Source organism: Microbulbifer discodermiae, assembly GCF_040742695.1.
In the GTDB taxonomy this organism is placed as follows: Bacteria; Pseudomonadota; Gammaproteobacteria; order Pseudomonadales; family Cellvibrionaceae; genus Microbulbifer.
In genome coordinates, this window is the sequence record NZ_JBFLAB010000020.1 from 53,872 (window position 1) to 76,111 (window position 22,240).

The window sequence follows — 22,240 nt, forward strand, 5'->3', positions numbered from 1 at the left end:
CTTGAAGCGTGGGAAATTGATCACCCTGGAAGGGGGAGAGGGTGTCGGCAAGTCCACCAATCTGCTGTTTATCACCCGCTGGCTGGAACAGCGGGGGGTCGGTTTCGTACAGACCCGGGAACCCGGCGGCACACCTCTGGCAGAGCAACTGAGAGAGTTGCTGCTGAGCCGGCGGAAGGAGCAGGTGGATCCCACTGCAGAATTGCTGATGGTATTCGCTGCCCGCGCCCAGCATCTGGCGGAGGTTATCCAGCCCGCACTGACAAGGGGTGAGTGGGTGATTTGCGATCGGTTTACCGATGCAACTTATGCCTACCAGGGCGGTGGCCGGGGGCTGGACGGCGTGTTGATCGGGCAATTGGAGCAGATGGTGCAAGGGGAACTGCGCCCGGACAAGGTGCTGTTGCTGGATCTGGACCCGCAGGTGGGCTTGAAGCGGGCTGCGGGAACAGGGGCTGCGGACCGCTTCGAAAGTGAACAGATCGCCTTTTTCGAACGGGTAAGGGCGGCTTATCGGGCGAGGGCCGCGGCGGCACCGGAGCGCTATACGATCATCGACGCCAGTGCATCCCTCGAAAGTATTCAACACCAGCTTCAGTGTGAACTGGAACGCCTCTTGCTGGAAGCTTAGGTGGCCAGAGGTGGATTATTTATGGGCACAATTTTGTGATACACGTGCCCAATTATTTATATGTAAATCATTAGGTTAAAAATTTAACTTAATGCTTGATCTCGGTTTTCGGGTGAGTGGACTTAAATAGGACGGGATAGGTATCCAGTGCCGGACAGTAACAAATACACGCCATCCGCGACCCCGTCACCTCTGCCCTGGCAGGGGAAATCCTGGCAGCGGCTCGGCGCCCAGTGGCGGGCGGAACGCTTTCCGCACGCCTTGTTGTTAAGCGGGCAGGCAGGTCTCGGTAAACGGCGTTTTGCAGAAGCTTTTGTCGCGCTGGTGCTGTGCGAGCAGCCGCGCGATGGGCTGGCGTGTGGCGACTGTCGGGGCTGCCGTCTGTGGCAGGCGGGTTCGCACCCGGATTTTCTCCGGGTCGAGCCGGACAAGTCCGGTGGTCCCATCAAGGTGGAACAGATTCGCCGGTTGGGGGAATTTGTTGCCAGGACCAGCGGCAGAGAGGGCGCGCGGGTGATCTGGCTGGCACCTGCGGAGGCGATGAATGCCAGCGCGGCCAACGCTTTGCTGAAGAACCTGGAAGAGCCGGCAGCGGCGGTGATCTTTTTGCTGATCACCGACGCAGCGGCAGGGCTGTTACCGACGATTCGCAGCCGTTGCCAACTGTTGCCCTTTGCGGCGCCACCAGAGGATACGGCGTTGAGCTGGCTGAAGGCGGGCGGTCTCGATGGCGAGATCGGGCGGCGGGTACTGGCGCTGGCGAGTGGTGCGCCGCTGTTGGCGCTGCAGCTGGCGGAACCGGAGTTCCGCGAAGCCCGTGATCAGTTCCTACAGGATCTGTCAGCGCTCAGCCGCGCTGGCGCTAGCGCCGTGGCGATAGCCGGGCGTTGGGCAACCCCATCCGGCGATATAGAACTCACTATGTTGCTGCAGTTCTGGCAGCATTGGGTTACGCAGATGCTGCGTGCGCGCAGTTGCGATCTGACCCTGGACCCGCAAATCATGGGATTGCTGCAGCGACTGCCCAGGGTGGGGCAGAGAGATCTGCGCGCTCTGTTCACCTTTTACGATCACCTGTCCCAGGGGCGCCAGGCACTGGTGAGCGGAGCCAATCCCAATCGGGTTTTGCTGCTGGAGGAACTGTTGGTGCGATGGGGGAGGCTCTACCAGTGACCGGTTGCGACGAAGCTACTGCACCGGTGAGGTGCGGATTCTGTGGAATCTGGACAGCCGCCGGCTGCTCGGATAAGTTATCCCGGTACAGGAACAACAGGGGGCGATCATGAAGGCCATGGGAGGCGGTGCCCGCAACGGCATCCTTTCATTGAAGATTCGCGACAAGTCGGTGCTCTATGCGGCCTATATGCCGTATGTCAAAAACGGCGGCCTGTTTATCAGTACGGACAAGGCCTACAACCTTGGCGATGACGTATTCCTGCTGCTCAGCCTGATGGATGAGCCGGAGAAGGTCCCGGTGGCGGGTAAGGTAGTCTGGGTCACCCCCACCGGTGCCCAGGGCAACCGCACTCCCGGTGTGGGGATCCAATTCAGCGATAAGGACCACGTAGCGCAAAACAAGATTGAGACCTATCTGGCCGGATCGCTGGAATCGAACCGACCGACTCACACGCTGTAAATACCCCATGCTTGTTGATTCTCACTGTCACCTGGACCGGCTAAAGCTGGATCAATTCGATGGCGGCCTCGATGCCGTACTGGCGTTGGCCCGCGATCGTGGCGTGCATAAGTTTTTGTGTGTGGGCATCAGCCTGGACAATGTCGAGCGGGTAGTGGAGCTGGCGGCCGCTTATAGTGACGTGGTCTGCTCCGTCGGTGTGCATCCACTGGATGTGGAGTCAGGGCTGGCGGAAGTCGATACCCTGCTGGCGCTGGCACGCAAGCCCGGTGTCGTCGCGCTGGGGGAAACCGGTCTGGATTTTTATTACAGCACTGACACCAAGGAAATTCAGCGGCGCAGCTTTACCGCGCACCTGCAGGCGGCCGGGCAGGCCGGGCTGCCGGTGATAGTGCACAGTCGCGATGCCCGCGAGGAAACCATCGACCTGATTCGGGCCCATGGAAATCCGGAGCACGCCGGGGTACTGCACTGCTTCACAGAGAGCTGGGAGATGGCCAGAGCGGCGCTGGATCTCAATTACTATATCTCCCTGTCCGGCATAGTGACCTTCAAGAATGCGGCGGCACTGCGCGACGTTGCCCGCAGGATTCCCCTGGACCGACTGCTGGTGGAAACCGATTCCCCATACCTGGCACCGGTTCCCTATCGCGGCAAATCCAATATACCCGCGTATGTACGCGAGGTGGCGGAATTTGTCGCAGATCTGCGCGGCTTGCCCTTCGAGCGGCTGGCCGAAGCGACCACTGAAAACTTTTTCCGCTTGTTTCCCCGGGCCGTTTGAGCCCATTACAGGATTTGACTCTCTATGATGCAGCGACAATTGCAGCTGATGCTGACCCTGCAGGATGAAATCAATACGCTTGTCAACACTGACTGGCGGCAGCAGAATTTTCCCTGGTACCGGGCCATCTGGGTGGAGAGCGCCGAACTATTGGATCATTTCGGTTGGAAGTGGTGGAAAAAGCAGGAGCCGGAGCTGGACCAGGTCAAGCTGGAGCTGGTCGATATCTGGCACTTTGGCCTCAGTCTCGAGCTGCAGCAGGGCAGTCCGGATCAAGTGGCCAGTGCCATGGAGGCGGAGCTGAGCGGGCGAAATAGAATTGCCGGCGATTTCCGTGCGAATCTGGAGACTTTTACCCTCAATACCCTCGCCAGCCGTCAGTTCGATCTCACGGGATTCGCGCAACTGCTGGCCGACGTGGACATGGGTTTCGATGAGCTCTACCGGCGCTATGTAGGTAAGAATATTCTCAACCGCTTCCGGCAGGAACACGGGTATAAAGACGGCACCTACCTCAAGGTGTGGCGCGGCCGCGAGGACAACGAGCACCTGGTTGAGCTTACCGACAGCCTGGACACGGGCGAGGCGGACTTTGCAGAGCAACTCTACAGGGCCCTGGCGGAGCGTTACAGAGCCGTGTCCAAGGCTCCGGCCAACTAGGACCTGTTCACACTAACGGGCGGCAAAAAGCCTTCCCCGGCTTTCCCCTGTCCGGTTTTGCGGCAGATGTCCAGCATGCCCTCAGTGTCAATTCAAGCGGTTGCGCGCTTGATTCGCGACCCGAAGATCCGTGTTCAGGACGGCAGGCTGCTGGAGAAACCGTTTCACTGGTCTGCCAGGGACCGGGCCAGGTGAAATTTGTCCCCAAGTCTCTATAATGCGGCCCGCCTACAATCGAGGGAGAACCATTGTGAAAGCACCTGTACGTGTTGCCGTCACCGGCGCGGCTGGCCAGATCAGCTATTCTCTGCTGTTCCGCATCGCTTCGGGCGAAATGCTGGGCAAAGATCAACCGGTCATTCTGCAACTGCTGGAAATCACCCCCGCTCTGGAGGCACTCAAAGGGGTTGCCATGGAGCTGCAGGATTGCGCCTTTCCGCTGCTGGCGGGCATTATTCAAAGCGACGACGCCACTGTGGCGTTCCGGGACGCGGACTACGCCCTGCTGGTGGGCGCCCGCCCGCGGGGGCCGGGAATGGAACGCAAGGACCTGCTGGAAGCCAATGCGGCAATTTTCTCCGCCCAGGGCAAGGCACTGAACGATGTCACCTCCCGGAGTGTAAAGGTGCTGGTGGTCGGAAACCCGGCCAATACCAATGCGCTGATCGCCCAGCGCAATGCGCCGGATCTGGACCCGCGCAACTTTACCGCCATGACCCGCCTGGACCACAATCGCGCACTGTCGCAGCTGGCGGACAAGACCGACTCGTCGGTAAACGACATCACCCATATGACCATTTGGGGCAATCACTCATCCACCCAGTACCCGGATCTCCACCATGTAAAGGTTGCCGGCGGCAACGCTATGGATAAGGTGGAGCAGGGCTGGTACGAGGACGATTTTATTCCGACCGTCCAGCAGCGCGGTGCGGCCATCATCAAGGCCCGTGGCGCTTCTTCCGCTGCATCAGCGGCCAACGCTGCCATCGATCACATGCGTAATTGGGCGCTGGGCACAGCGGATGGCGACTGGACCAGCATGGCGATATACAGTGATGGCTCCTACGGCATAGAGGAGGGTCTGATTTACTCCTTTCCCTGCACCTGTCGTGATGGGGACTGGAGTGTTGTTCAGGATCTGGACATCAACGAGTTTTCCCGTGAAAAAATGCTGGCCACCGAACGGGAACTGATCGAAGAGCGTGACGCAGTGGCGCATCTGTTACCCTGATCCCTTCGGAATGGTTGCCCGGGGCAATTCGCCTAGCAGGCCGTTGAAATTCGCAGAATTTCGACAGCCTGGTACCGGAATATGGATGTTCCGGCAAAATCGACGACGCCTAAGTCGTTGATTTTGGAGGAAAAGTGAAAATCACATTTTTCGCTTTTCGTGTTTTGAAACAGGCAGGATGCCTTTTTCAACAACCTGCTAGTGAGTGGATTGCCTTTTTGGGTCTGTCTTTCCAGCAACGCTGTGGTTCGCTTCCGGAGCGTGCCGATGCCCAGACCCGGTTAAGCGGGCAATCCAATAGCTGATCCTTCACCCACTGGATTGTCGCCCTTGAAAAGCTGGGCAATCGTGCGAAAGAGCCTGCGCAGGCCTCCATCCCGCGGCGGCATTTCCTTGTAACCCATTAACCCGGCAACTTATAGTTGTCGGGTTGCTAACTGTCCGGCCGGGCGCGTATTTCAACTATTCTCTGTTGCGCGTCTACACTGAAAGGACCCGCCCGGCAACTCCGCTGAGGCAGTACTGAACTAACCAGAGGTTCCCTAGCTGGCCTGAGGACACTGTGCCATGGTTACTGAAGTGGGCCGAACCTCTCCGCGCAATGCCTGTATTCTACTGGCCCCGAACCAGTCCCTTTCGCTGGCCGGCAACCTGTGGGTCCTGGTTTCCCTGCTCGCGGTCTCTCTGGGTATCAGCATCGCTTTCGCTCTGTCCGGGGCCTGGATGATACTGCCCTTCGCGGGCCTGGAAGCCGCCTTGCTGTGTATTTTGTTGGGTTATGTCTACCTGCAGGGGACCAGGCGCGAAGTGATCCGAATTGATGGTCAGCGGGTAATACTCGATTGTTGTCGGGGGCATCGCCTGCGCAGTGTCTATCGACGTGAGTTTATCCGCGACAGCCTGTCGGTGCTGGTGCGGATGGAGGCAGGCAGCGGGCAGCCGGCATCGCTGAGCTTCAGTGGCCCCGAAGGTTGTCTCGAAGTCGGGGGCTTTCTTACCGATGCGGAACTGGCCGATCTGGTGTGCAAACTGGGCCAGTGTGGAATTTGCGCACGCAGGGAGCGGCACTACCGCGAAAAAGATTTTTAGCAATGCCCGGCAGTATTTTCATTATAATCGTCAGCATTTGAATCGACGTTACAGGAGGGGAGGGGCATGGCTTTTCCAAAATTGGGCAATCTCGCGCCGGCATTTACGCTGACGAATCAGGATGGCAGAAAAGTTTCGCTAAAGGACTTTCGTGGCAAGAAAAACCTGGTGTTGTACTTCTATCCGAAGGCGCTGACGCCCGGCTGTACCACCCAGGCCTGTGGCATCAGGGACAGCATCGACCAGTTCGCAAAGGCGGACACGGTGGTACTCGGTATCAGCCCCGACCCCGAGAGCAAGTTGCAGAAATTCATCGACAAGCATGGCCTCAATTTCGATCTGCTGGCCGATGAGGATCATAAAATCGCAGACAAGTACGGCTGCTGGGGACTGAAGAAGTTCATGGGCAGGGAGTACATGGGTCTGCTGAGAACCACTTTCATTATCGATCGACAGGGCCGCCTGCGGCACATCATCGACAAAGTAAAAACCAAAAGCCACCACGATGATGTGCTGAGTTGGATTGGCGATAATCTTGAGTGAAGGCAGAAAATAAAGCCGAAAGATTTTTGGCCTGTTTGCGGTTTCGCTTAGTCGGGCGATTATTAAGCGGTTGGGTAACCACAGGGTTAGAGGGTGCCGGTTATTGCGACTATTTGTTTGCTCGGTCCGGATGAAGATCTCCCTCAGTAAAATCCCCGCCGTCGGTAGGGTTATACCGTTGCTTTGGGCGCCCTTCCCAGGGGCGCTGGTTTATAAGTTTTTTTTAATTGATAAAGCAGATCCTGCGCACGCCTCTACGGCGCAAGGGGCTAAATGCTCGATAGCCCAGTCAAAACTTTAAAATTATCAAAAATATTTTATTAAAGCGGCGGGTGACGTTGAAAATAACTTCCACCTGACGGTGAGGTCATATCGCTGCCTGGCTGGTGTACAACAATTCGAGTACCAATCCACGGTTATATGAATAGATCCATTGATTGAAAAGTCCCGTTTCTATGGTCTGTAAGATTGCCTCGGCGTAAAAATCCCTTTTGTATTATTCCGGACCCCATTGGATTATCGAATTAATTAGTATAGGGGTACGCCAAATTGGCGTTTGACTGTTTTTTCACAATCGTCAAAAAAAAACCCTCCTGGCATCCCTTGCATTTCAAATCTTGGTCTATACTCGACTGTGTGAAGGAAAGGTGCGCCGGTAACCCAGTTGTATCCCTTTCGGGAGTTGCCGGGGCGCCAAGTAGTTTACAAATTGAACAGCTCTATGGAGGGTTCGATGTCTGCTTCAGTAACATCCTTTCAATCGGTTCATGACCCGCTCGCCAGGCGGCGATGGGACAGACTGAGGTGTTAAGGGATTCGCAGGACGCGGACAAAGAAAAATAACTACGGCTCACGGAACTTATAAGGAGCAGCTCGATGAATCATATTCAACCAGACCAAACCTCTCTTTCCGAAGACAAACCACTCCAGCAGGCCATGGCGTCGGGAGATCCCAATATTCTCGACCAGCTACTGGCACCGCCGGAGGCCACCAGCTTTGGCATAGCCGCGCGGGTAATCGATGTACTGGAACAGCGCATAGGCAAAGCATCGCTCGCCATTCGCCCGGTGGCGTCGGACCTCAGCATGTCGACCCGCACGCTTCAGCGCCGCCTGCAGGAGCACAGCCTCAGCTTCGCGTCGCTGCGTGACCATGTCCGTTTCCGCCACGCGGTGCATTTCCTCAAGGATACTGCGCTGAGTGTGGATGGCATTTCCAGGATCCTGGACTTCTCCGACCGGACCAGCTTCACCAGCGCTTTCAAGCGCTGGACCGGCATGTCCCCAACCGGCTATCGACGTCAGGTTCGACAGCGCTTCTAAATGTGTCACAGGGCCGCGCGGCTTTGGTCGCGCGGCCCGCCTGACATTGCTTCCAGGTGTTAAACCCGTTAGAGTTGGCGGCAAATTTATAGGCTGACTCTTATCGAGGTTTGCGAATGAGTTTTTTTATCCCCACTGCAATGGCACAGCAGGCGGCTCCCGCACCGCAGGGTAATCCGATGGTGACCCTGCTGTTGTTTGCCGGCCTGTTTGTCTTTATGTGGTTGTTTATTATCCGGCCACAACGTAAGCGCCAGAAGGAACATCAGGAACTGGTGAGCGCCTTGAAGAAGGGCGATGAGGTGGTCATGAGCAGTGGTATGCTCGGCCGTGTCGAAAAAGTAGACGATGACTACATACTGCTGGAGGTGGCTGACAAGATGTCGCTGAGGTTCCAGAAGGTGGCGGTGCATGCGGTTCTGCCCAAGGGTACTATCAAAAACGTCTAAACGGACCGGATACAGCTGTACCGGAATCGTCTGAGCCCGGCCCTGGCCGGGTTTTTTGTCTCCTCTCTGTGAAGGTGCGCCATGTCTCTCGCCTTTCCTGCCCGGGTTTCCCTGGCTCGGCTTCCCACTCCGCTGCAACCACTGGATCGCATCAGTGAAAAGTATTCAAAGCCCTATGGCGGACCGAGAATCTGGGTCAAGCGTGATGATTTGACTGAGAGCGGCATGTCCGGCAACAAGCTGCGCAAACTGGAATTCGTCGCCGGCGCCGCGCTGGAGCAGGGTTGCGACACCTTGATCACCTGTGGTGGTATCCAGTCAAACCATTGTCGCACCACCGCCCTGGTGGGCGCTCGGCTGGGGCTGCGCGTGCAGCTGATATTGCGGGGGCAGCACAGTGGCGCAGCCGACGGCAATCTTCTGCTGGACGAACTGGCGGGCGCCATAGTTGCTTTTTATCCACCCGGGCAATACTTCAGCCAACTGGAGCAGTTGTTCGACCATTGGCGGGGCTATCATGCACAGCTGGGGCACAAATCGCTGAGTATCCCCACTGGTGCCAGTGACGGTTTGGGCATCTGGGGCTATATCGCCGGGGTGCAGGAGCTGTTGGAAGATTGTCGCAACGCGGGCTTCGAGCCGGAGCATATAGTCTGTGCCACTGGCAGCGGCGGTACCCAGGCGGGTTTGACCCTCGGGGCGCACATCGCCGGCGTCCGGACCCATGTCACCGGCTTCGCCGTCTGTGACAGTGCCGACTATTTTCGGCGCAAAGTGCTCGAGGATGTGGGACAGTGGCGGCAGGCCACGGGCAGCAATGTCGATGAGCGGGCCCTGGACATTCGCGTCAATGAGCACTATATCGGCCCGGGCTACGCATTGGCAGAGGAGCCGGTTTACCGGGCTATCAGCGAGGCGGCCAGGCTGGAGGGGCTGATACTGGACCCGGTTTATACCGGCAAGGCGTTTTATGGACTGCTGCAGGAGCTTAGCAAGGGGACCTATAGCGATTGTGACAACTTGGTATTTGTGCATACAGGAGGGCAATTCGGCCTTTTTCCCCACCGGGAACACTTCTCTTTCCCTCCCTGAACAGGCTGGTTACTGTTCTAGGCGCCGGGAAACTGCTAACCTGCGCAGCGAATCTGGATCCTTTTTGTTCACAAAACAATCAAAACATAGTAACAGTAGTGAGGGCTTCGCTTGGAATCTTTTAATCATCTGCTGCTGACCCTCGATGGCTTCCTGGGTTCGGCTTTCTGGTTTCCCTGGGTTTTGCTGGGAGTGGGCTTCTTCTTTACCCTCTATTTGGGATTTCCCCAGATCCGCTATTTCGGCCATGCCATCAAGATAGTAAGGGGCAAGTACGACAAACCCGGTGACCCGGGGGATACCTCACACTTCCAGGCGCTGTCCACGGCGCTCTCGGGTACTGTTGGTACCGGTAACATCGGCGGTGTCGGTCTGGCAATTTTTCTCGGAGGGCCCGCAGCCCTGTTCTGGATGTGGGTGACCGCGTTTCTCGGCATGACAACCAAGTTCGTCGAGGTGACCCTTTCCCACAAGTACCGGGTCAAGGCCGCCGATGGATACTATGCCGGTGGCCCCATGTATTACATGGAACGGCGCCTGAATATGAAATGGCTTGCGGTTCTGTTTGCCATTGCCACTGTCATAAGCTCCTTTGGCACCGGCAGTCTGCCGCAGGTCAACAATATCGCCCAGGCCATGCACGATACCTTCGGCCTCAACAAGGCGCTGACCGGTGGCGTATTGGCCATCCTGTTGGGCCTGGTGATCATCGGCGGTATCACCCGTATCGCCAAAGTGACCTCCACCATAGTGCCGGTGATGGCAGTGCTTTACATTGTCGGTGCGCTGGCGGTGATCATCTACAACTACCAGAACATCATTCCCTCTTTTGAGGCGATTTTCCGGGATGCCTTCAATGGTACCGCGGCAGCCGGCGGCTTCCTCGGCGCCACCTTCGCCTACGCCTTCAATCGGGGCGTCAACCGCGGGCTCTTTTCCAACGAGGCGGGGCAGGGCTCTGCACCCATAGCGCACGCCTCAGCGAGAGCCGATGAGCCGGTTTCCGAAGGTATGGTGTCACTGCTCGAACCATTCATCGATACTATTATCATCTGTACCCTCACCGGACTGGTTATCCTGTCTTCCGGTGTCTGGACCGAGAAGCATATGAATCGCTTCGAGCGCGCGGATCTGCTGGTGGTCGATGGCACCTATTCGGATGCCAAGGCGGAAGATGTACAGACGCTGTTCAGTTATCTGAGCGGCGGCGACAGCGAGGTTAAGCCTTTTAACGGTCACCTTGTGGTGGCTGACGGACGCGCACTCAATGAGGAAGAGTTCACGGTAATCAATGCCCGCTCAGTAGCGGAGGATGTTGAGTATCGTGTGGGCGAGGATGAGTTCAGTGGTGTGCTGACGGTAGTCGACGGCGAATTCGTGAATCCCGATATTGAAATCTGGGGTAATTCCCTGGTGCATTCCGTCGCCCTGACAAATATAGCCTTTAAGCGGGGGTTCCTGGGAGATTACGGCAGCCTGATTGTCACCCTGGGTATTCTGTTGTTCGCCTTTTCAACGGCGATCGCCTGGTCCTACTATGGTGATCGCTCCATGATTTACCTGTTCGGCCCCCGAGCGGTCATGCCTTATCGCCTGGTCTATGTGGTTGCCTTCTTTTGGGCCGCGATAGAGGATACTACAGTGATCTGGAACCTGTCGGCGGTGACCATTGTAATCATGACCCTGCCCAATCTGTTTGGTATTTCCATTCTGGCGCGGGAAATGAAGGGTACGGTCAAGGACTACTGGAAGGACCCGAGTCACAAGTAGGCGAAACCCGGATATAAAAAGGCGGCCTTGAAGGCCGCCTTTTTAATGGTGATCCAATTCAGACATTGAGCAGGAGGTACTCCCGCTCCCAGGAACTGATCACCCGATTGAACTCTTCATACTCATCGCGCTTGATCGCGCTCCACGCGCGGACAAATTTGTCTCCAAACATCTCTGCAGCCTCATCGCATTCCGCCAACAGACTCAGCGCGTGTTCCTGTGTCCGCGGAAGCGAAATAGGCTCGTAGGAGCAGTCACCTTCATAGGGCTTGTCCGGTTCTATCTCGTTGATGATACCCAGATAGCCGCAGGCCAGCGAAGCGGCGATCGCCAGGTAGGGATTGCAGTCTGCGCCTGGAAAACGGTTTTCCAGGCGTTTTCCCTGCGGTGCGCTGTCCGGTACCCGCAGGCCGGTGGTGCGGTTGTCATAGCCCCAGTGCAAACTGGTGGGTGCCGCCATTTCCGGGGTGAAGCGGCGGTAGGAATTGACGTTGGGCGCAAAGAAACTGATAAACCCGGGAATGTATTTTTGCATTCCGCCAATGAAGTGCATAAAAGTCCGGTTTTCTTCGCCCTGAGCATCCACAAAGATATTCTGCCCCGTTTCCACATCCACGATACTCTGGTGAATATGCAGGGCGCTGCCGGGCTCGTGTTCCATTGGTTTGGCCATGAAGGTGGCGTATATACCGTGCCGGAGCGCGGTTTCACGCACAGTGCGCTTGAACGTGAACACCTGATCCGCCAGCTTCAATGGATCCCCGTGAAGAAAATTGATTTCCATTTGCGCAGTGCCAGACTCGTGAATCAGTGTGTCGACGTCGAGCCCCTGCGCTTCGGAGAAGTCGTACATATCCTCGATAATGGGTTCGTATTCATTGGCAGCATCGATACTGTAGGACTGCCGCGTCTTTTCGGTGCGCCCGGACCGGCCAACCGGCGCCGAGAGCTTTTCATCCGGGTCCAGGTTGCGCTTGACGAGATAAAACTCCACCTCTGGCGCCACCACCGGTTTCCAGCCCTTGGCTGCGTACTTGTCCAGGACAAACCTGAGGATATTGCGGGTACTGATCGGATGCAGCTGGCCGTCCCGGGTAAAACAGTCGTGTATGATCTGTGCGGTGGGCTCGTTGGCCCAGGGGTTAAGTCGCACCGAATCCGGGTCTGGAACCAGCAGCATATCCGTGTCCGCAGGGTCCACCAACTCGTTGTGCTCGTCGACAAAGTCTCCCGTCACTGTCTGCACCAGGATGCTCTCCGGCAGGCGGCTGTCCTGAGCCAGGAACTTGGACGTGGGAGTGAATTTTCCCCGCGCATTGCCGGACATATCGGGCACCAGACACTCTACCTCGGAAATATTATGCTCTCTGAGCCACTGTGTGATTTTGTCCATTGTTCACCTTGCTCGAAATGATCCGCCCCTGTGGGCAGTGCTGTGTATCGCTCAGTTATATGGGGCCGCCTGGTCTGCGCAGCACTGAACTCTGCCTCTCGATCCATATCCCCGCTCCAGCCGGGCCCGGAGGGCTATCGAGTTAGGGCCTGTTCACACTAACTGAATTGGCCCAAGTGTGAATAGCCCTTAGTATACGCACCGCGCCTGCGTTGGCAGACTGCCAGGTGACAGTCGCTTAAACACAGCCGCCCATCCGCTCGCCGGTGGATATGCCGGTGCACAGGTTTTGATTATTGCAGAAAACCGAATTATTATTCAACTTTACTGAAGAGTTATTCGGTTATTCCCTGGACACCACTGGAGAACACTCTATGTCCGCCACCGGCACCGCTGACATATTCCCCGGGCACGTCGAGTCCTACTATGCTGCCAGCGCCAATACGACGTCCGCTTATCCTTCGCTGGAAACTACTGTCGATGCGGATATCTGTATCATTGGCGCCGGTTACACGGGCTTATCCTCCGCTTTGCACCTCGCGGAACGCGGCTACAAGGTAGTGGTTCTCGAAGCTGAAAGGGTCGGTTGGGGCGCCTCCGGACGTAATGGTGGGCATGTGGGGGTCGGTCAGCGCCGGGGACAGGATGACCTGGAACATATGTTCGGCCTGGATACCGCCCGGCAGCTGTGGGACATGGGTGTCGCGGCGGTAGGGTTAGTGGAGGATCTCATCTCGCGCCACGGGATTCAATGCGATCTCAAACGCGGCATTATGCATCTTGCCGCCAAGAGAAGCCACGATGCTGACCTGGAGCGGGAAGCGGCGCTTTTGCGCCAACGTTACGGATACGAGCAGATCCAGTATATCGGCCGCGACCAGGCCAGAAGCCTGGTGGGATCCGAGCGCTATTATGGTGCCCAACTGGATAGTGGATCTCTGCACCTGCACCCCCTGAATTTTGCTCTGGGACTTGCGGATGCGGCCGCCAGCGCCGGGGTGGAGTTTTACGAGTACAGCCGCGTGACAGGCTATCGGGGTGGCACCCCATGCCGGGTGGAAACTGCCAGAGGGCAGGTAAACGCCAAGAATGTGATCCTGGCCTGCAATGGCTATCTCGGTCGGCTGGAGCCGCGCCTGGCGGGCAAGATAATGCCCATCAACAATTTTGTCCTGGCCACCGAACCCCTGTCCGAAGCGCTGGCGAAAGAGTTGATAGGCAATGATTACGCGCTACAGGACACGCTGTTTGTGATCAACTATTGGAAGCTTTCCGGTGATAACCGCCTTATTTTTGGTGGCGGCGAGAACTATACATCCCGGTATCCGCAGGATGTCCGCAGTTTTGTCCGCAAATATATGCTGCGAGTCTACCCACAGTTAGCGGGTACCAGGATTGGCTTCGGCTGGGGTGGAACCCTGGCGATTACCCTCAACCGCATGCCCCACATAGGCCGCCTGGAGCCCAACGTCTATTACGCTCAAGGCTACTCCGGTCATGGAGTGCCCACAGCTACCTTTGCCGGCAAGGTGATTGCCGAGGCGGTGGCGGGGACAGAGGAGCGTTTTGACGTATTGGCGCAAATCCCGACTCCAACTTTTCCCGGCGGCACCTTGTTGCGCTGGCCTGGCCTGGTGGCCGGTATGCTCTATTACGGCCTCAAGGACAAGCTCGGGAGTTGAGATCAGCGGCATGGCGCAGGATAAATTTGAATAATAATTCGGTTTATGAGATAACCGAGATTCGCAACTTCATTATTGTTGGGTGCGGCCATCGCTGTATCGGGTGGACAACCCTGAACAAAAACAAAGACGGGGGCTAAGATGCCTGTTAAAGACTTGTACTTGCAGTCCAGTAGAAACCTTCTCGCTTCCGCCATCGGTGGCATTGTCATCGCACTGAGTACCGGCGCCTCCGCCGCCGAGATTGAGGAGATCACCGTAACCGCACAGATGCGCGCCGAGTCCCTCAAGGATGTACCCATAGCCGTCAGCGCTTTCACAGGCGATATGGTCAAGAAAAGCAACCTGAACGATTTCAAGGACCTTTTTGCCCTGACCCCGGGTATTTCCGGTGAGACCAACGACTCTTTCTTCGATGCAGTATCTGTGCGCGGTGTGAACAACAACAGCTTCGGGAGCGGCAGCGATCCCGCACTGGGGGTCTTTCTGGATGGCGTCTACCAGAGCCGCACCGGGGCCACTCCCAGTCTCTACGATCTGGAGCGGGTCGAGGTGGTCAAGGGGCCGCAGGGCACCCTGTTTGGGCGCAATACCGCTTCCGGTGCCATCTCCATGGTGGCGCGAAAGCCCGGCGACACCTTTGCCGGGGACCTTTCCATTAACGCCGGAGAGTACAATCGCGCTGACTTCGAGGGAGGCGTAGACCTGCCACTGGGCGAAGACTTCGCCGTGCGCATCGCCGGAATACACCGCCAGGAAGATGGTCACATCGAAAACCTCGCCGGTGGACGGGACCTGGGGGCCAGCGAAACCGAGGCTGTGCGGATCACCACTGTTTACCAGGGTTTTGACAGCACCTCCATTACCCTGATGGCGCAGTACGAAGATCGCGAGGGTGACGGTACCATTTACCGCGCGCTGGACACCGACGGTGATTACGATCAGGTGTACAACGACGCCCAGGGCAAAGACGAATCTGAAATCGGTGATGTCATCCTAACCGTGGAACACGACCTGGCCAGTGGCACCACTCTCTCGTCCATCACCGGATACAAGACCCACAATTACAGCTACCTGGAGGATTTCGACGGTACTAGCGATCCCATCGATGTCTACACCCGTGATCAGAGTGGTGACTTTTTCAGCCAGGAATTTCGCCTGACCTCAAACAGCAGTGGCCCCTTCAACTGGGTCTTGGGAGCTTCCTACTATCAGGAAGATCTCGATGCCTTCTTTGCCGGTACCGACAATGAGGATTTCATCTGCGACGGTATCTATGCGGTCGAGTGGGAGGAGGGACTGGGTAGCTTCGATACCTGTGCGAGCTTGCCCCAAGACGTTCTCGACGAGGCGTTTGGTCTCGAGGGTGAAGCCTGGCAATACGCCCCCGGCAGACTTTCCATCGAAGCCGCCGATACCCGTGGCGAATACTCCGGTTGGGGTGTGTTCGCCAATACTACTTTCGATCTGACTGACGCCACCACCCTGGGTCTGGGGATACGCTATACCGAAGACCGGAAGAAATTCAGCGTGGATTCCCCCACTCCCGAGACGTTTACCAGCGGTTGGAACTACCAGGCGTTGTACACGGATGGCCCCATCAGCGGTGACAATACCTGGAGTAACGTATCCGGTCGTGCAACGCTCACTCAGGTGCTCAGTGATGCAGTCACGGCCTATGCCAGTGTCGCGACCGGTTATAAATCCGGCGGCTTTGACTATCTGACCTACCACATCATTGACCCCGCTTACGGCACCGACGAAGACAGCCAGGCCCAGTGGCTGGAAGAACAGGGTTACGAAGTAAACGCTGGTAATGCCGAACCCAACCGCTTTGACGAGGAGCAGGTCTTGTCCTATGAGTTGGGCGTGAAAGCGCGCCTGCTGGATAACCGATTGGCGCTGAACGCGGCGGCCTTCCACTATACCTACGATAATCTGCAGCAGGCGTTCTTTGTCGGTGCAGCGGCGGTAACCCGCAACGTAGGGGAGTCCCAAGGCCAGGGTCTCGAAATGGATGCACGCTGGTTGATTACCGATAACCTGGATCTCTATCTCGGGCTGGCATGGCTGGATACCGAGTTCAGTGGCGCACCCGAAGAGTTGTGTGAGAGCTGTGATGGCAATGAAATGGCATTGTCTCCGGATTTTTCCTCCTCCGCGATCCTCACCTACTCGCACATGACAGACCTTGGTGAAGTATCCGTATCCACCGAATACAATTATACCGATGAGCAGTTTTCCGATTTGGAGAACACCGAAGAAGTACGGCTCGATCAGCGTAATATCATAAACCTGCGCGTGGCGCTCACTTCCGCCGACGACAGCTGGACAGCGGGCATCTATGCCGAAAACCTCACCAATGAAGAGTACTACCACTGGGGATACGCGGAAGCGGACTACAATCTGCCAGCTACCAAGACAGATCCATCCCGCGGTCGTGTTCTCGGCGTTAACCTGGATTACCGCTTTTGAATCGCGGGCCACTTCCATACCAAAGCCGGCAGTCATGCCGGCTTTTTTGGCTTCAGATGCCTACCGGACAGCCCGGGTCAAAGCGATGGTTTTGGTGTTAAACTCCACCCCATGCACAGGGGGAGTCCGCTTTGTCCAATATTGAACAACGTAAACGCAAGAGCCAACTGGCCCCCCGTCGGGCTCCGGTTCAGGCCCGCGCACGGGAGCGTACCCGCCAGATTCTCGACACCACCGGGCGCCTGCTGGAGGAAGTGGGCCTCAACGACCTCACCACCATCCTCATTGCCCGGGAACTCGGAGTTTCCGTGGGCTCCCTCTACCACTATTTTCCCAACAAGCATGCCATCCTTTACGCTATGGGAGAACAGTGGCTCACTAGTATGACAACGGCACTTGAAGCACTGGCGGACTGTGAATTGGAGCTGATGCCGTTGGAGCAATTCGTGCAGGAGCTGCTGGACAGGCTGGTCGCTGTTTACCGCGAGCAACAGGGCCTGCTGCCGCTGGTTCAGGCCATGTGGGGAATACCGGAATTGCACGAACTGGACGAGAGGCATGACGAACTGGTGATCAATCATCTGATCGCCATGTTCAGGCGTCTCGACTTTCTGTGCCCGCCCAATGAATTGAATCGCCTCGCGCGCGCCACCCTGGAGTCCTGCCATGCGTTGTTGCTGGTGGTCGTCAACCAGTGCGGGGTCCGCTCCGCACGCACCCAGGAGGATTTGCAGGTGATGCTCCTGGCCCTGCTGAGCCGCCATCGCAGGGAGCGCCGGCCTGCTGGACTCGACGACGTGGAGTCCCCCTGATGCACCTGTCGAACAAACTGGTGATTGCGATATCGTCCCGGGCCCTGTTCGACTTGCAAGATAGCCATCGTGTGTTTGAAGAGCGGGGGCTCGAGGCTTTTGCCGCCTATCAGATTGAAAAAGAGAACGACGTTCTGGCCAAGGGCGATGCCTTTCCGCTGGTGGAAAAATTCCTGCGGATCAACCAATTGCTCAGTGGCGAAGCTGGCGTTGAAGTAATTCTACTGTCTCGCAACAGTGCCGACACCGGCCTGCGGGTTTTCAACTCCATTGAGCACTATGGCCTGAATATAACCCGCGCGGCCTTTTGTAATGGCGACAGCCCCTATCGCTATATTGCGCCATTTGGTTGTCACCTGTTTTTATCCAGTGACGGGCAGGATGTGCGCCGGGCCCTGGAACAGGGGGTTGCGGCTGCAACACTGGTTGCCGGTGGGGAAGGGCACCGCTCCGACCCTATACTGCGCTTCGCATTTGACGGCGATGCAGTCATCTTCTCTGACGAGGCTGAGCAACTTTTCAAGCGGGAAGGGCTGGCGGCTTTTGCCGCAGCCGAGCGGGCCAGGGCACAGACACCGTTGGGAGGAGGGCCCTTCAAAGGATTTCTCGAGGCTTTGCAGCGACTGCAAGTGGAGTTCGGTCCCGATTGCCCCATACGAACCGCCCTGGTCACTGCCAGATCCGCGCCGGCCCATGAGCGGGTCATTCGCACCCTGAGGGAGTGGAACATCCGCATCGACGAATCGGTATTCCTAGGTGGACTGCCGAAAGGGGAGTTTCTACGGGCTTTCGGGGCTGACGTATTTTTTGACGATCAGCCCAATCATTGTGCATCCGCGGCGGAACATGTGGCCACGGGACACGTGCCCCACGGGGTCGCTAACCTGGAAGACTAGGCGTTGTCGGCAGCCCCTCAGCAATGGCCGAAATTCTGCCCCAGGGCCCTGGCAAATTAGGGGAAAGAGACAGGTTGGCCCGATATTCGATGGGTAGTGGCGCCTCTTGCGGTGTCTTTCCTGCGCAAATTCACCCCATTATTTGCCCAGTAAGATACTTGGCTGCTATTCTTTTCTTGCATATCTTTCCGTAGTTTTATAACTGTACATGGACTGCCTCCTCACAGAGCAGGGGCGGCGACAATAGGGAAAATTACCAAGGGATCGACTATGAAGCTGCAGCAGTTGCGTTATATCTGGGAAGTTGCCCATCACGACCTCAATGTATCTGCCACAGCACAGAGCCTGTTCACCTCCCAGCCCGGTATCAGCAAACAAATTCGATTGCTGGAGGATGAGTTGGGTGTCGAGATTTTCGCCCGCAGTGGCAAGCACCTGACCCGGGTCACGCCCGCCGGCGAGGCAATTCTCAAAACTGCCGGTGAAATCATGCGCAAGGTGGAAAACATCAAACAGGTTGCGCAGGAATTCAGCAATGACCGGAGAGGCAGTCTGTCTATTGCCACTACCCACACACAGGCGCGATACGCACTGCCCGCCGTAATCAAATCCTTTATTACCCGCTATCCGGAAGTGTCCCTGCACATGAACCAGGGTACACCTATGCAGATTTCGGAGATGGCGGCGGACGGCACCGCCGACTTTGCCATCGCCACCGAAGCCCTGGAGCTGTTCAGCGACCTGGTCATGATGCCCGTATACCGATGGAACCGCTGCGTCCTGGTGCCGCGGGATCACCCTCTGTGCAGCACCTCCAAGCTGACCCTGGAAGAGGTCGCCGAGCACCCCATTGTTACTTATGTATTCGGATTTACCGGACGCTCCAAGCTGGATGAGGCGTTTTTGCAAAAAGGCCTGTCCCCCAAGGTGGTGTTCACCGCCGCCGATGCGGATGTCATCAAGACCTATGTGCGGCTTGGCCTGGGTATCGGCATCGTAGCAGACATGGCGGTGGACGAAGCGGAAGAGGACCTTGTAGCTCTGGATGCCAGTGGGCTATTCGAATCCAGTATCACCAAAATAGGCTTCCGCAAGGGCATATTCCTGCGAGGCTTTATGTATGAATTCATCCAGCAATTTGCCCCACATCTGACCCGTGAACTGGTGGACCAGGCAGCCTATGCCTCTTCCCGCGCAGAGGTGGATGAGATCTTTGCCGGTATGGAGCTGCCTGTATATTGACGATGAATGTGCTCCCTCATTGCATAACCCTCAACCAGCTCAACTCTTGTTTGGCGGCGTATATCGTCGAACTCGATTATTTTACGCCTCTCTGCTTCCCACTCTTAGCTCGAACCTTGCGTTCTGTGTGGACATAAACAGTATCGGTTGTGGCCATACTGGAGTGCCCCAAATCCTCAGATAGATCTTTGAGTGGGCGCCCGCGCTCAATTTCCATGCTCGCCCCTGTGTGTCTGAGCCAGTGTGTAGATGCTTCTTTAAGTTTCTGCGCACTATCTTCATTCTCAGCCTGACGCATTTCATCGTAGGCCCGATCTAAAACTTGCTGGACTACGCGGGTAAGCTGCCGGGAAGTCATACCGCCTTGTCCGCGAATTTTCTCGACAACGGGCTGAATCTCCCTTGAAGTTGGCAGTGGACTTAAGCCTCTATAAGCGCGATACCGTTTGAGAAAGGGAATGAAGCTATCTGGGACCGTTATGTCGCGTAATTTTCGGCCTTTACCGAAGATCTTTAGCCACCAGTTGCCATCAGAATCTTGCCAAAAATGGCTCATGATAGGGGTCCACTGGGGACGCTCAGATAGCTCTGATATGCGCAAAAACAAGGCTTTCAATGCACAAATTACAAACAAGCTCCGCTCATAGATAGGATCTTCGCTGGCCATTGTAAGTGCAACATCAAACACATATTGCCACTGGGCCTCGGTAAGCCGTCGGACTTCCTCTACCTGGGCATCCTTAATGAAATGACGGCAGTCGCGTTTGGCAATCTGCGCAGGATTACCGAACAGATATTCCTCGTTCATCAAATACTTATAGAAAGCAATAATCCCGGTAAATGTGGCGGATAAGGTTTGTTGTGACGGCTTGTACTTTTTTTTGTCAGAAGCTGAGTTACTAGTGTCACTGTTTTTTGGCAGCTTGAGCTTATACGGCGCCCACGATTTGTTCTGAATATATCGGCCGTTGTTGAGCATGAACTTGCCGTGGTTGGCCAGGCAGATCCAGGATACTGGCGGTTGCCAGCAGAAATCCGCATACTCGAGAATATCGGCCTTGCGCAGTCGCTCCATGGGTGTACCTTTGACGAGGAACACCCACAACAGGAAACGTTCGGTTTCATTTCGGAAGCGTGTAAAGGTATGCTCGGACTTGTTACGGCCCGTGTAGTTCAGGAACTCCTGACCCCAGTGCCAGTGGGCTTGCCACCAGGGCTCACCGGATTCCAGAAAGTATCGGACATCTGGATAATCATTGAAGCTGAAGTCCTTGAGTTCGCCATATGTGGGATATAACGGAATGGGTTTACGAATTGCCATGAGTAAGCCTGAAGTCCGGGTTTTCAATTGGAAATTCATTTTACTGGTTTTTATATTCTATGTCTAATACTAAACAGTATACGACATAGCGCGAGGCCTAGTGGCACAAGAGCTGTAGCCTGCCCGACGACATAACCTCGATTTTAGTTGATTAGTAGCGCCCCTCCTCTGTCGTTGAATCTAACCCGATTTGCGACCACTCAGCATGGTGCAGTCATAGCGTCTTTGGACGCGCGTATATCTCTCCAAACTCAATATCGAAGTCCACCAGCTCCGGTTGAATGCGCTCCAGCTCCGCACACAAGTCCACCAGCGCCGCCTTAACCCGATCCGCGGACTTCATGGAGCCGGTAAAGGCGCAGTGCGCTGGGCAGCGATAACCCGAGTTGATCACCATTGGTTTCTTAAACCGCTCCCTCACCCTGATCAATCGCTGCAAGGTGTCATCCGAGAAGTGGTTTTTGCCACAACAACGGCAAGCCAACTCCTCTTCCGTGAAGTAGTCGTTCTTGAACATGGGATCACCGGAAATAAAAAAAACCGCCAGGATCAACCGGCGAGGTTGTGAGTTAGGGGAGTATTTGTTTTACAGTAAAAGCCGACTTATGGCGGCCTATCAGGATGATAGCTGCACATACTTCTGCTGCAGCTTACCGGAAAATAGCAATTTCACTGCGCACTGTCAATACATACAGTCTGTTTTTTTGTCCAAGCTTTCAAAGTAACCTCAGTGTTTAGTTAGACGCCAGTCCTTTCTGTGTACATACTCCATGATTTTCAGAAGCATATTCTTTGGAGGCAGAAGCCCGCTCCGCCGTGTATGCCAAACTCACACCACGCATAAGCAAACGTAGTTTATCCAAAACCAACCAGGCTGTGTAGGCGCCGCTAATATGAGTTTCAACAACCTATGGGTATTGTTTCAGAATTAGACGGATATTTCTTCAACACAAACCGGACAACTCCACCTCAATGACGCAATCGCTATTAAACATAAGATCACCAGAGCCCGAAAAGCCCGCACTGGACGGGCTTAATTTAAAAAAGATGAAATTTCTCTAGAGATAGAGCGTAAGCGTCCGGGCATCACACCTTGTCAGCAGGAACCCAGTTATGGGGCAGCAGCTCGCCGATAGCACTGGCGCGATGCATCGGTAATCGCTGCATCACATCTTTCAGATACGCAAAGGGATCATGACCATTCAGCTTGG

Annotated in this window: 22 protein-coding genes; 18 read left to right on the forward strand and 4 right to left on the reverse strand. The window is 56.0% G+C overall.

Annotated elements, in window-relative coordinates:
• Position 1 precedes the first annotated feature (1 nt).
• From tmk to AB1S50_RS09410, 13 genes are all read left to right on the forward strand, one after another.
• Positions 2-631 carry a dTMP kinase gene (gene tmk, locus AB1S50_RS09350; protein ID WP_367150344.1) on the forward strand — a complete coding sequence of 210 codons (630 nt, stop codon included), beginning with the start codon at positions 2-4 and terminating at the stop codon, positions 629-631.
• Positions 632-778: 147 nt separating this feature from the next.
• Entirely contained in the window at positions 779-1,804 is a 1,026-nt protein-coding gene (locus AB1S50_RS09355) for a DNA polymerase III subunit delta' (RefSeq protein ID WP_367150345.1), read from the forward strand.
• Between the two features lie 109 nt (positions 1,805-1,913).
• Positions 1,914-2,267, forward strand: a complete 354-nt coding sequence (locus tag AB1S50_RS09360) for a PilZ domain-containing protein (RefSeq protein WP_367150347.1) — start codon at positions 1,914-1,916, stop codon at positions 2,265-2,267.
• Between the two features lie 7 nt (positions 2,268-2,274).
• A complete protein-coding gene (locus AB1S50_RS09365; protein WP_367150349.1) occupies positions 2,275-3,051 on the forward strand; it encodes a TatD family hydrolase in 777 nt (258 codons plus the stop codon).
• Positions 3,052-3,078: 27 nt separating this feature from the next.
• Positions 3,079-3,711, forward strand: coding sequence for a dUTP diphosphatase (locus AB1S50_RS09370; protein WP_367150369.1), 633 nt, complete (start codon positions 3,079-3,081; stop codon positions 3,709-3,711).
• A gap of 250 nt (positions 3,712-3,961) precedes the next feature.
• Positions 3,962-4,942 (forward strand): malate dehydrogenase, encoded by a 981-nt coding sequence (locus AB1S50_RS09375; protein WP_367150350.1) that lies wholly within the window; start codon positions 3,962-3,964, stop codon positions 4,940-4,942.
• Between the two features lie 134 nt (positions 4,943-5,076).
• Entirely contained in the window at positions 5,077-5,247 is a 171-nt protein-coding gene (locus AB1S50_RS09380) for a hypothetical protein (RefSeq protein ID WP_367150352.1), read from the forward strand.
• A 262-nt stretch (positions 5,248-5,509) separates the two neighbouring features.
• Complete coding sequence (locus tag AB1S50_RS09385) at positions 5,510-6,031, forward strand: DUF2244 domain-containing protein (protein WP_367150353.1); 522 nt, start codon at positions 5,510-5,512, stop codon at positions 6,029-6,031.
• A gap of 66 nt (positions 6,032-6,097) precedes the next feature.
• On the forward strand, positions 6,098-6,574 hold the full coding sequence (bcp, locus tag AB1S50_RS09390) for a thioredoxin-dependent thiol peroxidase (protein WP_367150354.1): 477 nt from the start codon (positions 6,098-6,100) through the stop codon (positions 6,572-6,574).
• An 876-nt stretch (positions 6,575-7,450) separates the two neighbouring features.
• Positions 7,451-7,897 (forward strand): helix-turn-helix domain-containing protein, encoded by a 447-nt coding sequence (locus AB1S50_RS09395; RefSeq protein ID WP_367150355.1) that lies wholly within the window; start codon positions 7,451-7,453, stop codon positions 7,895-7,897.
• Between the two features lie 116 nt (positions 7,898-8,013).
• Positions 8,014-8,346, forward strand: a complete 333-nt coding sequence (yajC, locus tag AB1S50_RS09400) for a preprotein translocase subunit YajC (RefSeq protein WP_367150356.1) — start codon at positions 8,014-8,016, stop codon at positions 8,344-8,346.
• Between the two features lie 81 nt (positions 8,347-8,427).
• Complete coding sequence (locus AB1S50_RS09405) at positions 8,428-9,438, forward strand: D-cysteine desulfhydrase family protein (protein WP_367150357.1); 1,011 nt, start codon at positions 8,428-8,430, stop codon at positions 9,436-9,438.
• Between the two features lie 111 nt (positions 9,439-9,549).
• A complete protein-coding gene (locus AB1S50_RS09410) occupies positions 9,550-11,208 on the forward strand; it encodes an alanine/glycine:cation symporter family protein (protein WP_367150358.1) in 1,659 nt (552 codons plus the stop codon).
• Positions 11,209-11,266: 58 nt separating this feature from the next.
• On the opposite strand, the gene AB1S50_RS09415 is transcribed toward AB1S50_RS09410, so the two are convergent.
• The gene (locus tag AB1S50_RS09415; protein ID WP_367150359.1) at positions 11,267-12,601 is read right to left on the reverse strand and encodes a glutamine synthetase family protein; all 1,335 of its coding nucleotides are present in this window, start codon (positions 12,599-12,601) and stop codon (positions 11,267-11,269) included.
• Positions 12,602-12,975: 374 nt separating this feature from the next.
• Here AB1S50_RS09415 and AB1S50_RS09420 point away from each other — a divergent pair, with 374 nt between their 5' ends.
• The 5 genes from AB1S50_RS09420 to cysB all read left to right on the forward strand — a co-directional run bounded on the left by AB1S50_RS09420 (position 12,976) and on the right by cysB (position 19,708).
• Positions 12,976-14,283 (forward strand): NAD(P)/FAD-dependent oxidoreductase, encoded by a 1,308-nt coding sequence (locus AB1S50_RS09420; RefSeq protein ID WP_367150361.1) that lies wholly within the window; start codon positions 12,976-12,978, stop codon positions 14,281-14,283.
• A 141-nt stretch (positions 14,284-14,424) separates the two neighbouring features.
• Positions 14,425-16,758 (forward strand): TonB-dependent receptor, encoded by a 2,334-nt coding sequence (locus tag AB1S50_RS09425; RefSeq protein WP_367150362.1) that lies wholly within the window; start codon positions 14,425-14,427, stop codon positions 16,756-16,758.
• A gap of 131 nt (positions 16,759-16,889) precedes the next feature.
• A complete protein-coding gene (locus AB1S50_RS09430; RefSeq protein WP_367150364.1) occupies positions 16,890-17,570 on the forward strand; it encodes a TetR/AcrR family transcriptional regulator in 681 nt (226 codons plus the stop codon).
• Positions 17,570-18,466: a 5'-nucleotidase gene (locus AB1S50_RS09435; protein WP_367150365.1), complete on the forward strand. Its 897-nt coding sequence runs from the start codon at positions 17,570-17,572 to the stop codon at positions 18,464-18,466. The genes AB1S50_RS09430 and AB1S50_RS09435 overlap by 1 nt, the downstream gene beginning before the upstream one ends.
• A gap of 270 nt (positions 18,467-18,736) precedes the next feature.
• Positions 18,737-19,708 (forward strand): HTH-type transcriptional regulator CysB, encoded by a 972-nt coding sequence (gene cysB / locus AB1S50_RS09440; RefSeq protein WP_367150366.1) that lies wholly within the window; start codon positions 18,737-18,739, stop codon positions 19,706-19,708.
• Between the two features lie 76 nt (positions 19,709-19,784).
• Here the strand turns inward: cysB and AB1S50_RS09445 are convergent, their stop codons facing one another.
• From AB1S50_RS09445 to AB1S50_RS09455, 3 genes are all read right to left on the reverse strand, one after another.
• Positions 19,785-21,029: a tyrosine-type recombinase/integrase gene (locus AB1S50_RS09445; RefSeq protein ID WP_367150367.1), complete on the reverse strand. Its 1,245-nt coding sequence runs from the start codon at positions 21,027-21,029 to the stop codon at positions 19,785-19,787.
• A gap of 214 nt (positions 21,030-21,243) precedes the next feature.
• On the reverse strand, positions 21,244-21,546 hold the full coding sequence (locus AB1S50_RS09450) for a D-Ala-D-Ala carboxypeptidase family metallohydrolase (protein WP_367150368.1): 303 nt from the start codon (positions 21,544-21,546) through the stop codon (positions 21,244-21,246).
• 569 nt (positions 21,547-22,115) lie between these two features.
• Positions 22,116-22,240, reverse strand: a 125-nt coding sequence (locus AB1S50_RS09455; protein ID WP_367148845.1) for a transposase domain-containing protein, incomplete at its 5' end; no start/stop codon positions are given.

Bases quoted from the DNA above. Each gene is read 5' to 3' on its own strand.
- AB1S50_RS09360 (WP_367150347.1), top strand. From the start codon at position 1,914: ATGAAGGCCATGGGAGGCGGTGCCCGCAACGGCATCCTTTCATTGAAG.
- AB1S50_RS09365 (WP_367150349.1), top strand. From the start codon at position 2,275: ATGCTTGTTGATTCTCACTGTCACCTGGACCGGCTAAAGCTGGATCAA.
- AB1S50_RS09370 (WP_367150369.1), top strand. From the start codon at position 3,079: ATGCAGCGACAATTGCAGCTGATGCTGACCCTGCAGGATGAAATCAAT.
- AB1S50_RS09385 (WP_367150353.1), top strand. From the start codon at position 5,510: ATGGTTACTGAAGTGGGCCGAACCTCTCCGCGCAATGCCTGTATTCTA.
- bcp (WP_367150354.1), top strand. From the start codon at position 6,098: ATGGCTTTTCCAAAATTGGGCAATCTCGCGCCGGCATTTACGCTGACG.
- AB1S50_RS09395 (WP_367150355.1), top strand. From the start codon at position 7,451: ATGAATCATATTCAACCAGACCAAACCTCTCTTTCCGAAGACAAACCA.
- yajC (WP_367150356.1), top strand. From the start codon at position 8,014: ATGAGTTTTTTTATCCCCACTGCAATGGCACAGCAGGCGGCTCCCGCA.
- AB1S50_RS09405 (WP_367150357.1), top strand. From the start codon at position 8,428: ATGTCTCTCGCCTTTCCTGCCCGGGTTTCCCTGGCTCGGCTTCCCACT.
- AB1S50_RS09415 (WP_367150359.1), bottom strand. From the start codon at position 12,601: ATGGACAAAATCACACAGTGGCTCAGAGAGCATAATATTTCCGAGGTA.
- AB1S50_RS09420 (WP_367150361.1), top strand. From the start codon at position 12,976: ATGTCCGCCACCGGCACCGCTGACATATTCCCCGGGCACGTCGAGTCC.
- AB1S50_RS09425 (WP_367150362.1), top strand. From the start codon at position 14,425: ATGCCTGTTAAAGACTTGTACTTGCAGTCCAGTAGAAACCTTCTCGCT.
- AB1S50_RS09435 (WP_367150365.1), top strand. From the start codon at position 17,570: ATGCACCTGTCGAACAAACTGGTGATTGCGATATCGTCCCGGGCCCTG.
- cysB (WP_367150366.1), top strand. From the start codon at position 18,737: ATGAAGCTGCAGCAGTTGCGTTATATCTGGGAAGTTGCCCATCACGAC.
- AB1S50_RS09445 (WP_367150367.1), bottom strand. From the start codon at position 21,029: ATGGCAATTCGTAAACCCATTCCGTTATATCCCACATATGGCGAACTC.
- AB1S50_RS09450 (WP_367150368.1), bottom strand. From the start codon at position 21,546: ATGTTCAAGAACGACTACTTCACGGAAGAGGAGTTGGCTTGCCGTTGT.